This is a genomic window from Enterobacter cloacae complex sp. 6730903, from assembly GCF_048283985.1.
Taxonomy (GTDB): domain Bacteria; phylum Pseudomonadota; class Gammaproteobacteria; order Enterobacterales; family Enterobacteriaceae; genus Enterobacter; species Enterobacter hormaechei_C.
On record NZ_JBLVXX010000007.1, the window covers coordinates 43,573 to 57,086 of the forward strand.

Here is a 13,514-nt window from a genome sequence, read left to right on the forward strand (position 1 = left end):
CTGAGAAGACCATGCCAAAACGTACAGACATAAAAAGCATCCTGATCCTTGGCGCTGGCCCGATTGTCATCGGCCAGGCCTGTGAATTTGACTACTCCGGCGCGCAGGCGTGTAAAGCCCTGCGTGAAGAGGGTTACCGCGTCATCCTGGTGAACTCTAACCCGGCCACCATCATGACCGACCCGGAAATGGCGGATGCGACCTACATCGAGCCGATTCACTGGGAAGTGGTACGCAAAATTATCGAGAAAGAGCGTCCGGACGCGGTGCTGCCGACCATGGGCGGCCAGACGGCGCTGAACTGTGCGCTGGAGCTGGAGCGTCAGGGCGTGCTGGAAGAGTTTGGCGTGACCATGATCGGGGCGACCGCCGACGCGATTGATAAAGCAGAAGACCGTCGCCGCTTCGACGTGGCCATGAAGAAAATCGGCCTCGACACCGCACGTTCCGGTATCGCGCACAATATGGAAGAAGCGCTGGCCGTTGCGGCTGAAGTGGGTTATCCGTGCATCATCCGCCCTTCCTTCACCATGGGCGGCACCGGCGGCGGCATTGCCTACAACCGCGAAGAGTTTGAAGAGATTTGCGAGCGCGGCCTGGATCTCTCCCCAACCAAAGAGCTGCTGATTGATGAATCGCTGATTGGCTGGAAAGAGTACGAGATGGAAGTGGTGCGTGATAAAAACGACAACTGCATCATCGTCTGCTCCATCGAAAACTTCGACGCGATGGGGATCCACACCGGCGACTCCATCACCGTTGCGCCAGCTCAGACGCTGACCGACAAAGAGTACCAAATCATGCGTAACGCCTCGATGGCGGTACTGCGTGAAATCGGCGTGGAAACCGGCGGCTCTAACGTGCAGTTCTCGGTGAACCCGAAAACCGGCCGTCTGATTGTTATCGAAATGAACCCGCGCGTGTCCCGTTCCTCCGCGCTGGCCTCCAAAGCCACCGGCTTCCCGATTGCGAAAGTGGCGGCGAAACTGGCGGTGGGTTATACCCTCGACGAGCTGATGAACGACATCACCGGTGGCCGCACCCCTGCGTCCTTCGAACCGTCCATCGACTACGTTGTGACTAAAATTCCTCGCTTTAACTTCGAGAAATTCGCCGGCGCCAACGACCGTCTGACCACCCAGATGAAATCCGTTGGTGAAGTCATGGCGATTGGCCGCACGCAGCAGGAATCCCTGCAAAAAGCGCTGCGCGGCCTGGAAGTGGGCGCGACCGGCTTTGACCCGAAAGTCAGCCTGGACGACCCGGAAGCACTGACCAAAATCCGCCGCGAGCTGAAAGACGCGGGCGCAGAGCGTATCTGGTACATCGCCGATGCCTTCCGCGCGGGCCTGTCCGTCGACGGCGTATTTAACCTGACTAACATTGACCGCTGGTTCCTGGTGCAGATTGAAGAGCTGGTGCGTCTGGAAGAGAAAGTGGCGGAGCTGGGCATCAACGGCCTGGACGCAGACTTCCTGCGCATGCTGAAGCGTAAAGGCTTCGCCGATGCGCGTCTGGCTAAGCTGGCGGGCGTGCGTGAAGCGGAAATCCGCAAGCTGCGCGACCAGTATGACCTGCACCCGGTTTACAAGCGTGTGGACACCTGTGCGGCAGAGTTCTCGACCGATACCGCGTACATGTACTCCACCTATGAAGACGAGTGCGAAGCGAACCCGTCCGTCGACCGCGACAAGATTATGGTGCTGGGCGGCGGTCCAAACCGTATCGGCCAGGGCATCGAGTTTGACTACTGCTGCGTACACGCCTCACTGGCGCTGCGTGAAGACGGTTACGAGACCATCATGGTCAACTGTAACCCGGAAACCGTTTCGACCGACTACGATACCTCCGACCGCCTCTACTTCGAGCCGGTTACCCTGGAAGACGTGCTGGAAATCGTGCGCATCGAGAAGCCAAAAGGCGTGATCGTGCAGTACGGCGGCCAGACTCCGCTGAAGCTGGCGCGCGCGCTGGAAGCAGCAGGTGTACCGGTTATCGGCACCAGCCCGGACGCGATTGACCGTGCGGAAGACCGCGAGCGTTTCCAGCAGGCGGTTGACCGTCTCAAGCTGAAACAGCCGGCGAACGCCACCGTGACCGCAATTGAAATGGCCGTTGAGAAAGCGAAAGAGATTGGCTACCCGCTGGTGGTGCGTCCATCCTACGTACTGGGCGGTCGCGCGATGGAAATCGTTTACGACGAAGCGGACCTGCGTCGCTACTTCCAGACGGCGGTGAGCGTTTCCAACGATGCGCCTGTGCTGCTCGACCGCTTCCTCGACGACGCGGTTGAAGTCGACGTGGATGCCATCTGCGACGGCGAAATGGTGCTGATTGGCGGCATCATGGAGCACATCGAGCAGGCGGGCGTGCACTCCGGTGACTCCGCCTGTTCTCTGCCAGCGTACACCCTGAGCCAGGAGATTCAGGACGTGATGCGCCAGCAGGTGCAGAAGCTGGCCTTCGAGCTTCAGGTTCGCGGCCTGATGAACGTTCAGTTCGCGGTTAAAGACAACGAAGTCTATCTGATTGAAGTCAACCCGCGTGCGGCGCGTACCGTGCCGTTCGTCTCTAAAGCGACCGGTATTCCGCTGGCGAAAGTGGCGGCGCGCGTGATGGCTGGCCAGACGCTGGCTCAGCAGGGCGTCACGAAAGAAATCATCCCGCCGTACTACTCGGTGAAAGAGGTGGTGCTGCCGTTCAACAAATTCCCGGGCGTTGACCCGCTGTTAGGGCCAGAGATGCGCTCTACCGGGGAAGTGATGGGCGTGGGCCGTACCTTCGCCGAAGCGTTTGCCAAAGCGCAGCTGGGCAGTAGCTCCACCATGAGAAAATCAGGCCGTGCGCTGCTCTCCGTTCGCGAAGGCGATAAAGAGCGCGTGGTTGACCTGGCCGCCAAGCTGCTGAAACAGGGCTTCGAGCTGGACGCCACTCACGGTACGGCGATTGTGCTGGGTGAAGCGGGTATCAACCCGCGTCTGGTGAACAAAGTGCATGAAGGTCGTCCGCACATTCAGGACCGCATTAAGAATGGCGAGTACACCTACATCATTAACACCACCGCAGGTCGCCAGGCGATTGAAGACTCCAAGCTGATTCGCCGCAGCGCGCTCCAGTACAAAGTGCATTACGACACCACCCTGAACGGCGGTTTCGCGACGGCCATGGCGCTGAATGCGGATGCCACCGAGAAGGTGATTTCGGTGCAGGAAATGCACGCTCAGATTAGCAAGTAATCTGCACAGGCCCGGCAAGCGTTAGCGCCGCCGGGCAAATGGCGGGTGGCGCTTCGCTTACCCGCCCTGTGGTTTTCTTTACCCATCTTAAGAACCTTCTGGTTTTTCATCCGCTTTCAGTCAGTTAGCCTAAAATGGTTAGGTCGATAACGAAAATTCAACTGAGAGCAGGGGAAAACACCATGCAAAATAAACTACTGATCGCTTCCGTTCTGGCTGCCACCGCAATGTTCACCGTGGCGGGCTGTTCGTCCAATCAGGCCGTAAAAACCACCGATGGCAAAACGATTGTTACTGACGGGAAACCGCAGGTGGATGACGATACCGGTCTGGTATCGTACAAAAACGCCGAAACCGGTCAAACTGAACAGATTAACCGTGACCAGGTTAAATCAATGGGCGAGCTGGATAACTAATTCAGATTTCTGACGTTAGCCCGTCAATAATATTCACTATTAGCCTGTTGAATTACTGTCTACACTCTTCTGGTAAAAGAAAGCGGTAAAACAACAGGCTACTCAATGATTCTGATAATTTATGCGCACCCCTATCCGCAGCATTCGCATGCGAATAAGCGGATGCTTGAGCAGGCAAGGACGCTCGAAAACGTAGAGATACGTTCCCTCTATCAACTCTATCCCGATTTTAATATCGATGTCGCCGCCGAACAGGAGGCGCTCTCCCGTGCCGATCTGATCGTCTGGCAGCATCCGATGCAGTGGTACAGCACCCCTCCGCTGCTGAAATTGTGGATCGACAAAGTTTTCTCCCACGGTTGGGCATACGGACACAACGGCAACGCGCTTCATGGCAAAAGCCTGATGTGGGCTGTTACCACCGGCGGGGGGGAAAGCCACTTTGAGATTGGCACCTTCCCCGGATTTGACGTGCTGGCGCAGCCGCTCCAGGCTACTGCCCTGTACTGCGGTCTGAACTGGCTTCCGCCTTTTACGATGCACTGTACCTTTGTCTGCGACGATGAAACCTTGCAGGCGCAGGCTCGTCACTACAAACAACGCTTACTTGAGTGGCAGGAGGCGCACAATGGATAGCCATACGCTGATACAGGCGCTGATTTACCTCGGCGCGGCGGCATTAATTGTGCCCGTGGCGGTTCGTCTGGGGCTGGGCTCGGTGCTCGGCTACCTGATTGCCGGATGTGTGATTGGCCCCTGGGGCTTTCGGCTGGTGACGGACGCCGAGTCGATCCTGCATTTTGCGGAGATCGGCGTGGTGCTGATGCTGTTTGTGATTGGTCTGGAGCTGGATCCGCAGCGGCTGTGGAAACTGCGCGCCTCGGTGTTTGGCGGAGGCGCCCTGCAAATGCTGGCCTGCGGTCTGCTGTTGGGCGGGTTCTGCATTCTGCTGGGGATGGAGTGGAAAGTCGCAGAGCTGATCGGCATGACGCTGGCGCTCTCCTCGACGGCGATTGCCATGCAGGCAATGAACGAGCGTAATCTGACGGTGTCGCAAATGGGGCGCAGCACCTTCTCCGTACTGTTGTTCCAGGATATTGCCGCCATCCCGCTGGTGGCGATGATCCCGCTGCTGGCAGCCAGCGGCGCATCAACGACGCTGGGAGCATTTGCCTTATCAGCGCTGAAGGTTGCCGGTGCGCTGGCGCTGGTTGTTCTGCTTGGTCGCTACGTAACGCGTCCGCTGCTGCGCTTTGTGGCTCGCTCTGGCCTGCGCGAAGTATTCAGCGCCGTTGCGTTATTCCTGGTGTTTGGTTTTGGATTGCTGCTGGAAGAGGCCGGGCTGTCGATGGCAATGGGCGCCTTCCTCGCGGGGGTCTTACTGGCAAGCTCCGAATACCGTCACGCGCTGGAAAGCGATATCGAGCCGTTTAAAGGATTGCTGCTGGGGCTGTTTTTCATCGGCGTCGGGATGTCTATCGACTTTGGGACGCTGGTAACCCATCCGCTGCGCATCATCATTCTGCTGGTGGGTTTCCTGGTCATTAAAATGGCGATGCTGTGGCTGATTGCCCGCCCGTTAAATGTGCCAAAACCGCAACGCCGCTGGTTTGCCGTGCTGCTGGGGCAGGTGAGTGAGTTTGCTTTCGTGGTCTTTGGCGCAGCGCAGATGGCAAATGTACTTGATCCGGAATGGGCAAAAGCGCTGACGCTGGCGGTTGCGCTGTCGATGGCCGCAACGCCGATCCTGCTGGTGCTGCTGACGCGTCTGGAGAAAGCGGGAAGCGAACAGGAGCGAGAAGCCGATGAGATCGACGAGGAGCAGCCGCGGGTGATCATCGCCGGATTTGGCCGATTCGGGCAGATTACTGGCCGTTTACTGCTCTCCAGCGGAGTCAAAATGGTTATCCTCGATCACGATCCTGACCATGTCGATACGCTGCGTAAATTCGATATGAAAGTGTTTTACGGTGATGCGACCCGAGTTGATCTGCTGGAATCCGCCGGGGCGGCGAAAGCCGAGGTGTTGATTAATGCCATTGACGATCCAGAGACCAGTATGCAGATGGTTGAGCTGGTTAAAGAGCATTTTCCGCATCTGACCATTATCTCCCGTGCGCGCGATGTGGATCATTACATCCAGCTGCGTCAGGCGGGTGTGGCAGCCCCTGAACGTGAAACCTTCGAAGGGGCGCTTAAATCTGGCCGCATGGCGCTGGAAAGCCTGGGACTTGGCGCGTATGAAGCGCGTGAGCGTGCCGATCTGTTCCGCCGTTTTAATCATGAGATGGTGGAAGAGATGGTGGCGATGGCGAGCAGTACGGCAACCGAACGCGCTGCGGTGTTTAAACGCACCAGCACCATGCTGACGGAGATCATCAACGAGGATCGAAATCACCTGTCGCTGGTTCAGCGCCACGGCTGGCAAGGAACGGAAGAGGGCAAGCATACCGGTGATCCTGCGGATGAACCAGAGAGTAAACCCTCTGCGTGAAGTGGAGTTGCCAGCAATATTAAAAAATTTCTAATTCTTTACCCTGCCGCCAGTCGACGAAAGATTAAGCTTTCCGTATAGTGGCGGCAATTTTTTGCATCCGGGAAATTTTCAATGATCAGTCTGATTGCAGCGCTGGCGGTAGACCGCGTTATCGGCATGGAAAACGCCATGCCGTGGAACCTGCCTGCCGATCTCGCATGGTTTAAACGTACTACGTTAAACAAGCCGGTAGTGATGGGCCGCCTTACCTGGGAGTCGATTGGTCGTCCACTGCCGGGTCGTAAGAATATTGTGATCAGTAGCCAGCCGGGCACTGACGATCGCGTTCAGTGGGTTAAGTCCGTTGATGAAGCAATTGCCGCCTGCGGCGATGCCGAAGAGATCATGGTGATCGGCGGGGGGCGTGTGTATGAGCAGTTCCTGCCTAAAGCGCAGAAACTGTATCTGACGCACATTGATGCGGAAGTGGAAGGGGATACCCATTTCCCGGATTACGATCCGGACGAGTGGGAGTCCGTATTCAGTGAGTTTCACGATGCGGATGCGCAGAACTCGCACAGCTACTGCTTCGAAATTCTGGAACGTCGTTAATGGTTTTATCCTCTCCCGGTGGGAGAGGATAAACATCCTCAGGAAGCGACCGCTTCACCCTCACCTAAGTCCAGCTGTCGGTTGGATGGCTGCACAAAGTAAGTTTTATCTTCCCAGCGTAAGCAGGTTAAATCCCCACCCCAGCAGCATCCGGTATCCAGCGCGTAGATATTTTCCGGGGTGCCTTTTCCTTCCAGCGAGGCCCAGTGGCCAAATACCACGCTGTATTCGTCAGTCACGGGGCCAGGAATGGCAAACCACGGCTTAAGCGGCGCAGGCGCATTTTCCGGCGTATCTTTGCAATACATATCCAGCTGCCCGTTCGGGAAGCAGTAGCGCATGCGCGTAAAAGCATTGGTGATAAAACGCAGTCGTGCCAGGCCGCTGAGGTCATCACTCCAGTTATTTGGCATGTCGCCGTACATCGCATCAAGGAAGAACGGGTAGGAGTCGCTCGCCAGCACCGCTTCGGCGTCGCGCGCGCAGGTTTTTGCCGTCTCAAGATTCCACTGAGGCGTGATGCCGGCATGCGCCATCACCAGTTTTTTCTCTTCGTCAATCTGTAGCAGCGGCTGGCGACGCAGCCAGTTGAGCAACTCATCGGCATCCGGTGCTTCCAGCAGGGGGGTAATGCGATCTTTCGGCTTATTACGGCTGATCCCGGCGTATACGGCCAGCAGATGCAGATCGTGGTTGCCCAGCACCATGCGCACGCTGTCACCCAGCGATTTGACATAGCGGAGGACGTCCAGGGAACCGGGACCGCGCGCCACTAAGTCGCCCGTCAGCCAGAGCGTGTCCTGCCCGGGGGTGAAGTCGACCTGTTTTAATAATGCGATCAGTTCATCGTAGCAACCGTGAACGTCGCCAATCAGATATGTAGACATTAGATTAATGAATAAGTGTAGGTACGGCGAGACGGAATACGGGAATAGCAATGCGGAAAGCATTGCCGTCGGCATCGACCATTTCATAATGGCCTTGCATGGTACCCAGCGGCGTTTCAATTACCGCGCCGCTGGTGTACTGATACTCTTCGCCAGGGGCGATATGGGGTTGTTCACCGACCACGCCTTCGCCCTGGACTTCAATTTCACGGCCATTGCCGTTGGTGATAAGCCAGTAGCGCCCGAGCAGTTGCACAGGCATCCGCCCCAGATTGCGAATGGTTACGGTATAAGCAAAGACAAAGCGTTCTTCATCCGGTGTGGATTGGGACTCAATGTAGACGCTTTGAACCTGAACACAGACGCGGGGCGAATCAATCATGGCTTAGCTCTCCTTCGGCGGCGCATTGTCGCTGATGTAATTAGCCAGCTTGCAGTACTGCTCTACGGAAATATTTTCCGCACGCATTGCCGGGTCGATGCCCAGCTCAGCTAATACGTCAACGGTAAACAGATTGCCAAGGCTGTTACGAATCGTTTTACGGCGCTGGTTAAAGGCTTCTGTCGTGATACGGCTCAGCACGCGCAGGTCTTTGACCGGGTACGGCATCGTTTTATGTGGCACCAGGCGCACAACCGCAGAATCTACTTTTGGCGGCGGCGTGAACGCGGAAGGCGGTACTTCTAATACCGGGATCACGTTGCAGTAATATTGCGCCATCACGCTTAAACGACCATACGCTTTACTGTTCGGCCCTGCAACCAGACGGTTAACGACCTCTTTTTGCAACATGAAGTGCATGTCGGCAATGGCATCAGTATAGCTAAACAGATGGAACATCAGCGGGGTGGAGATGTTGTACGGCAGGTTACCGAACACGCGCAGCGGCTGTCCCATTTTTTCTGACAGTTCGCCGAAGTTCATGGTCATCGCATCCTGCTGATAAATCGTCAGCTTCGGCCCGAGGAACGGGTGTGTTTGCAGACGCGCGGCCAGATCGCGGTCGAGTTCGATAACGGTCAGTTCGTCGAGGCGTTCGCCTACCGGCTCGGTCAGCGCGGCAAGACCCGGGCCGATTTCGACCATGGCCTGGCCTTTCTGCGGATTAATGGCAGAAACGATACTGTCGATCACAAACTGATCGTTGAGGAAGTTTTGCCCGAAGCGTTTACGGGCTAAGTGGCCCTGATGGACTCGATTAGTCATTGAGTATTAACAATCATTTTGATGGCGAGATTAAGCGCCGTAATAAAACTGCCGACATCCGCTTTTCCCTGGCCTGCCAGATCCAGCGCAGTACCGTGGTCAACGGACGTTCGAATAAAGGGTAAACCGAGGGTGATATTCACCCCGCGGCCAAAGCCCTGGTATTTTAGCACGGGCAGACCCTGATCGTGGTACATCGCGAGTACGGCGTCGGCATTATCCAGGTATTTGGGCTGGAAAAGGGTGTCGGCAGGCAGTGGCCCGCTGAGGTTCATCCCCTTCGCCCGCATCTCCTCAAGCACCGGAATGATGGTGTCGATCTCTTCGGTGCCCATATGTCCGCCTTCACCCGCGTGCGGATTCAGGCCGCAAACCAGCACATGCGGCTGCGGAATGCCGAATTTGGTTTGCAGATCGTGATGCAAAATGCCAATGATCTCACGCAGGAGTTCAGGCGTAATGGCATCCGGAATGGCTTTGATCGGCAGGTGCGTTGTTACCAGCGCAACGCGCATTGCTTCGGTTGCCAGCATCATCACCACTTTCGGGCTGTGCGAACGCTCTTCGAAAAATTCGGTATGCCCGGTAAACGGAATGCCCGCGTCATTGATCACGCCTTTATGCACCGGACCGGTGATCAGGGCGGCAAATTCGCCCTGAAGGCAACCGTCACAGGCGCGCGCCAGCGTCTCGACAACGTAGTGGCCGTTTTCAGTGTGTAACTCACCGGGGACAACAGGCGCACGGAGCGGAACAGAAAGCAGGGTGAGAGTACCCGCCTGCTGCGGTGCGGGCTGTTGGCCTTCAACGTAAGGGAGGAGCGTTAAAGGCAGACCGAGCAAGGCTGCCCGGTCTTGTAACAGTGTTGCATCTGCGCAGACAACCAACTCTACCGGCCAGCTGCGCTGGGCGAGCTGAACCACAAGGTCAGGCCCAATCCCGGCGGGTTCGCCGGGGGTGATCACAACACGATGCGGTATCATCAGTTGCTCAACACTTTCACGTAAGCGCTGGCGCGTTGTTCCTGCATCCAGGTTGCGGCTTCTTCAGAGAACTTACGGTTAAACAGCATGCGATACGCACGGTCTTTCTGCGCCGCGTCGGTTTTATCCACGTTGCGCGTGTCCATCAGCTGGATCAGATGCCAGCCGAAGGAGGAGTGTACCGGCGCGCTCATCTGGCCTTTATTCAGCTTCATTAACGCATCGCGGAAAGCCGGATCGTAAATATCCGCTGCCGCCCAACCCAGGTCACCGCCCTGGTTTGCAGAGCCAGGATCCTGAGAGAACTCTTTTGCCGCTTTATCGAAGGTGGTTTTACCGCTCTTGATGTCTGCGGCGATCTGTTCCAGCTTCGCACGAGCCTGATCGTCAGTCATGATCGGAGACGGCTTAAGCAGGATATGACGCGCATGTACTTCGGTAACCGAAATGTTCTGGCTCTGGCCGCGCAGGTCATTCACTTTCAGAATGTGGAAGCCCACACCGGAACGGATTGGACCGACGATGTCGCCTTTCTTCGCCGTGCTCAGCGCCTGGGCAAACAGGGATGGCAGCTCCTGAATACGGCCCCAGCCCATCTGGCCGCCTTTCAGCGCCTGCTGGTCAGCGGAATAGGTGATCGCCAGCTTGCCAAAGTCATCGCCATTGCGCGCCTGCTCAACGATAGCGCGCGCCTGGCTTTCCGCCTCAGCCGCCTGATCGGAGGTTGGGTTTTCCGGCAGTGGGATCAGGATGTGGCTCAGGTTAAGCTCGGTGCTGGCATCATTCTGATTCCCCACCTGTTTTGCCAGGGCATCCACTTCCTGCGGCAGGATGGTGACGCGGCGGCGGACTTCATTGTTACGCACTTCTGAAATCAGCATCTCTTTACGGATCTGATTACGGTAGGTGGCGTAGCTGATGCCGTCATAGGCCAGGCGGCTACGCATCTGGTCCGGGGTAATGTTGTTCTGCTTTGCAATGTTGGCGATCGCCTGATCGAGCTGCTCGTCAGAGATCTTCACACCCATTTTCTGGCCCATCTGAAGAACAATCTGATCCATGATCAGACGTTCCAGGATCTGGTGGCGCAGCGTAGCGTCATCCGGAAGCTGTTGACCTGCTTCGCCCGAGTTGAGCTTTACAGATTTCATCAAACCGTCAACGTCACTTTCAAGCACGACGCCGTTGTTAACCACAGCCGCGACTTTATCGACAACCTGTGGGGCCGCGAAGCTGGTATTCGCAACCATAGCGACACCGAGTAGCAGCGTTTTCCAGTTCTTCATACTTTTTCCATTTCAATTAACCGCAAAGCGGATTACGTTGTAAATCAAGCACATTACAATGAACTACGATACGGCAGAATGTTCGAGCGCAGCATCTGCTGCGTGCCCAGACCGTAGTTAGAACTCAGGCCGCGCAATTCGATATTAAAGCCAATCACGTTATCGTATTTGCCCTGACTGTTTTGCGTATCCCAGCCGTTAAGTTTGCGTTCGTAACCGACACGTATTGCGTAACAGCAGGAGTTATATTGCAGACCCAGCATCTGGTCAGCAGGTTTTTGGGCATTCGTGTCATAGTAGTAGGCTCCGACGACTGACCAACGATCGGCAATCGGCCAGCTCGCGGCGGTACCCACCTGTGAAATACCGTCTTTGTATGGGTCGGAAGCGGAATAATTAGGCAGTGTCGCCTGAATGTATTCCGGGCTGGCGTAACGGTATGTCAACTGCAACATACGGTCCTCATCACGACGATACTCGATGGCAGCGCTGCCCGTCGCGATATTGTCCAGTCGTGTATCGTACTGAACACCACCGCGCAGACCCCAACGATCCGTCATGCGCCAGTAAGTGTCGCCCGCCCATACCAGTGAGCCCGTTTTGTTGTCTTTCTCCCACTGAATTTTATCATCGCCAGTGCGTGATTCTGTGAAATAGTAGATTTGACCAACAGAAACGTTAAAACGTTCAACGGCAGCATCATCATATATGCGCGTTGTGACGCCGGTCGTTAACTGGTTAGCTGACGCAATACGGTCAAGGCCGCCGTAGGAACGATCGCGGAACAGGCCGCTATAGTCAGATTGCAGTAAGGACGAGTCGTAGTTTTGAATCTTGCTCTGATCGCGATAAGGCACGTACAGATACTGCATACGTGGCTCAAGTGTCTGGGTATATCCATCCGCGAGCATGCCCATATCGCGTTCGAAAATGAGCTTGCCGTCCATTTTAAACTGAGGGAGTACACGGTTTACTGAATCTGCAAGATCGTTCGCGTTGTTCGGGTTCGCATTGTATTTATCAATATTTTTCTGCTGGTAGTGGGTGGCCATCATCTTGGCTTCAGTATTCAGGCTCGCCCAGTCGTTTGACCACGGAAGATTGATCGTCGGCTCGATATGCAGACGCGTAGCTTCCGGCATATCCGAGTTGGTGTTGACGAAATGGACCGCCTGAGCGTAAACGTGCGTGTCGAAAGGACCCACATCGTTCTGGTACCAGTTCACGTCCAGCTGCGGCTCTGCACCGTAGGTACTGTTTGTTTGCGTATCAAAGACCTGGAACTGTTTGGTCGACACCGTCGCGTCAAAGTTCTCAATGGCGTAGCCCACGCTGAATTTCTGCGTGGCGTAACCGTCGGTACTGGAGCCGTATTTTGAATCAAAGTCGTTGAAATAATACGGATCGCTGACTTTGGTGTAGTCGATGTTGAAGCGCCACACCTGATCCAATACCCCGGCGTGCTTCCAGTAGTACATCCAGCGGTGCTTATCACCTTCGCTCGGATGCTCGTCCTGGAACACCTTATCTGATGGCAGATAATCAAATTCCATCAGACCCGTGCCCGCCTTGGTCAGATAGCGGAATTCGTTCTCCCACATGATGTTACCGCGCTTATGGATATAGTGCGGCGTGATCGTGGCGTCCATGTTGGGCGCAATGTTCCAGTAGTACGGCAGGTAGAACTCAAAGTAGTTCGACGTGCTGTACTTGGCGTTCGGGATCAGGAAACCTGAACGACGTTTGTCACCCACAGGCAGTTGCAGGTAAGGACTATAGAAAATAGGCACCGGGCCGAGTTTAAAACGGGCGTTCCAGATCTCTGCAACCTGTTCTTCACGGTCGTGGATCACTTCACTGCCCACCACGCTCCAGGTATTTGACCCTGGCAAACAGGAGGTAAACGAGCCGTTTTCGAGAATGGTGTAGCGGTTTTCGCCGCGCTGCTTCATCAGGTCTGCGGTACCGCGCCCCTGACGACCGACCATCTGGTAATCACCTTCCCAGACGTTGGTGTCTTTGGTATTCAGATTCGACCAAGCTTTCGGACCTTTCAGGATGACCTGATTGTCGTCATAGTGCACATTACCCAGCGCATCCACCGTACGGACAGGCGCCTGAGCACCTTCCGGTTGCTTCTGGTGCAATTGCACTTCGTCAGCAAGCAGGCGACTGTTGCCCTGGTTAATATCGACATTGCCTGTAAAGGTCGCATTGTCAGGATAATTACCTTTTGCGCTGTCGGCATTAATGGTGACGGGTAAGTCATTCGTATCGCCTTTCACCAGTGGGCGATTGTAACTTGGGACGCCAAGCATACACTGCGAGGCGAGATCGGCTGCGAGCCCCTGTTGGCTATACAGGGCGGTGCCAATCATTGTGGCCAGAAGGGTGGGGATACGTTTTTTCAT

At 55.7% G+C, this 13,514-nt stretch carries 11 protein-coding genes; 5 read left to right on the top strand and 6 right to left on the bottom strand.

The window, feature by feature from the left end; translation table 11 throughout:
* The first annotated feature begins 11 nt into the window (after window positions 1–11).
* The 5 genes from carB to folA all read left to right on the top strand — a co-directional run bounded on the left by carB (window position 12) and on the right by folA (window position 6,740).
* A complete protein-coding gene (gene carB, locus ACNQ0W_RS05320) occupies window positions 12–3,236 on the top strand; it encodes a carbamoyl-phosphate synthase large subunit (RefSeq protein WP_023315370.1) in 3,225 nt (1,074 codons plus the stop codon).
* Between the two features lie 182 nt (window positions 3,237–3,418).
* Complete coding sequence (locus ACNQ0W_RS05325) at window positions 3,419–3,652, top strand: YgdI/YgdR family lipoprotein (protein WP_003856439.1); 234 nt, start codon at window positions 3,419–3,421, stop codon at window positions 3,650–3,652.
* Between the two features lie 105 nt (window positions 3,653–3,757).
* Complete coding sequence (gene kefF, locus ACNQ0W_RS05330; protein ID WP_062932375.1) at window positions 3,758–4,288, top strand: glutathione-regulated potassium-efflux system oxidoreductase KefF; 531 nt, start codon at window positions 3,758–3,760, stop codon at window positions 4,286–4,288.
* The gene (gene kefC, locus ACNQ0W_RS05335) at window positions 4,281–6,146 is read left to right on the top strand and encodes a glutathione-regulated potassium-efflux system protein KefC (RefSeq protein WP_417933174.1); all 1,866 of its coding nucleotides are present in this window, start codon (window positions 4,281–4,283) and stop codon (window positions 6,144–6,146) included. Before kefF ends, kefC begins: the two co-directional genes overlap by 8 nt.
* A 114-nt stretch (window positions 6,147–6,260) precedes the next feature.
* Window positions 6,261–6,740 carry a type 3 dihydrofolate reductase gene (folA, locus tag ACNQ0W_RS05340; protein WP_003856431.1) on the top strand — a complete coding sequence of 160 codons (480 nt, stop codon included), beginning with the start codon at window positions 6,261–6,263 and terminating at the stop codon, window positions 6,738–6,740.
* A gap of 38 nt (window positions 6,741–6,778) precedes the next feature.
* Here folA and apaH read toward each other — a convergent pair whose 3' ends face one another.
* The 6 genes from apaH to lptD are packed head-to-tail and all read right to left on the bottom strand — an operon-like array spanning window position 6,779 to window position 13,514.
* Window positions 6,779–7,627, bottom strand: coding sequence for a bis(5'-nucleosyl)-tetraphosphatase (symmetrical) ApaH (gene apaH / locus ACNQ0W_RS05345; protein WP_116329841.1), 849 nt, complete (start codon window positions 7,625–7,627; stop codon window positions 6,779–6,781).
* A 4-nt stretch (window positions 7,628–7,631) separates the two neighbouring features.
* Window positions 7,632–8,009, bottom strand: a complete 378-nt coding sequence (apaG, locus tag ACNQ0W_RS05350; RefSeq protein ID WP_003856425.1) for a Co2+/Mg2+ efflux protein ApaG — start codon at window positions 8,007–8,009, stop codon at window positions 7,632–7,634.
* A gap of 3 nt (window positions 8,010–8,012) precedes the next feature.
* On the bottom strand, window positions 8,013–8,834 hold the full coding sequence (gene rsmA, locus ACNQ0W_RS05355; protein ID WP_003856423.1) for a 16S rRNA (adenine(1518)-N(6)/adenine(1519)-N(6))-dimethyltransferase RsmA: 822 nt from the start codon (window positions 8,832–8,834) through the stop codon (window positions 8,013–8,015).
* A complete protein-coding gene (gene pdxA, locus ACNQ0W_RS05360; RefSeq protein WP_017694531.1) occupies window positions 8,831–9,817 on the bottom strand; it encodes a 4-hydroxythreonine-4-phosphate dehydrogenase PdxA in 987 nt (328 codons plus the stop codon). Before pdxA ends, rsmA begins: the two co-directional genes overlap by 4 nt.
* The gene (surA, locus tag ACNQ0W_RS05365; RefSeq protein WP_047051347.1) at window positions 9,817–11,103 is read right to left on the bottom strand and encodes a peptidylprolyl isomerase SurA; all 1,287 of its coding nucleotides are present in this window, start codon (window positions 11,101–11,103) and stop codon (window positions 9,817–9,819) included. The genes pdxA and surA overlap by 1 nt, the downstream gene beginning before the upstream one ends.
* 53 nt (window positions 11,104–11,156) lie before the next feature.
* On the bottom strand, window positions 11,157–13,514 hold the full coding sequence (gene lptD, locus ACNQ0W_RS05370; protein WP_062932372.1) for an LPS assembly protein LptD: 2,358 nt from the start codon (window positions 13,512–13,514) through the stop codon (window positions 11,157–11,159).

Coding starts and splice junctions, on each gene's coding strand:
- rsmA (WP_003856423.1), bottom strand. CDS start 8,834: ATGACTAATCGAGTCCATCAGGGCCACTTAGCCCGTAAACGCTTCGGG.
- apaG (WP_003856425.1), bottom strand. CDS start 8,009: ATGATTGATTCGCCCCGCGTCTGTGTTCAGGTTCAAAGCGTCTACATT.
- pdxA (WP_017694531.1), bottom strand. CDS start 9,817: ATGATACCGCATCGTGTTGTGATCACCCCCGGCGAACCCGCCGGGATT.
- folA (WP_003856431.1), top strand. CDS start 6,261: ATGATCAGTCTGATTGCAGCGCTGGCGGTAGACCGCGTTATCGGCATG.
- kefF (WP_062932375.1), top strand. CDS start 3,758: ATGATTCTGATAATTTATGCGCACCCCTATCCGCAGCATTCGCATGCG.
- surA (WP_047051347.1), bottom strand. CDS start 11,103: ATGAAGAACTGGAAAACGCTGCTACTCGGTGTCGCTATGGTTGCGAAT.
- carB (WP_023315370.1), top strand. CDS start 12: ATGCCAAAACGTACAGACATAAAAAGCATCCTGATCCTTGGCGCTGGC.
- apaH (WP_116329841.1), bottom strand. CDS start 7,627: ATGTCTACATATCTGATTGGCGACGTTCACGGTTGCTACGATGAACTG.
- kefC (WP_417933174.1), top strand. CDS start 4,281: ATGGATAGCCATACGCTGATACAGGCGCTGATTTACCTCGGCGCGGCG.
- ACNQ0W_RS05325 (WP_003856439.1), top strand. CDS start 3,419: ATGCAAAATAAACTACTGATCGCTTCCGTTCTGGCTGCCACCGCAATG.
- lptD (WP_062932372.1), bottom strand. CDS start 13,514: ATGAAAAAACGTATCCCCACCCTTCTGGCCACAATGATTGGCACCGCC.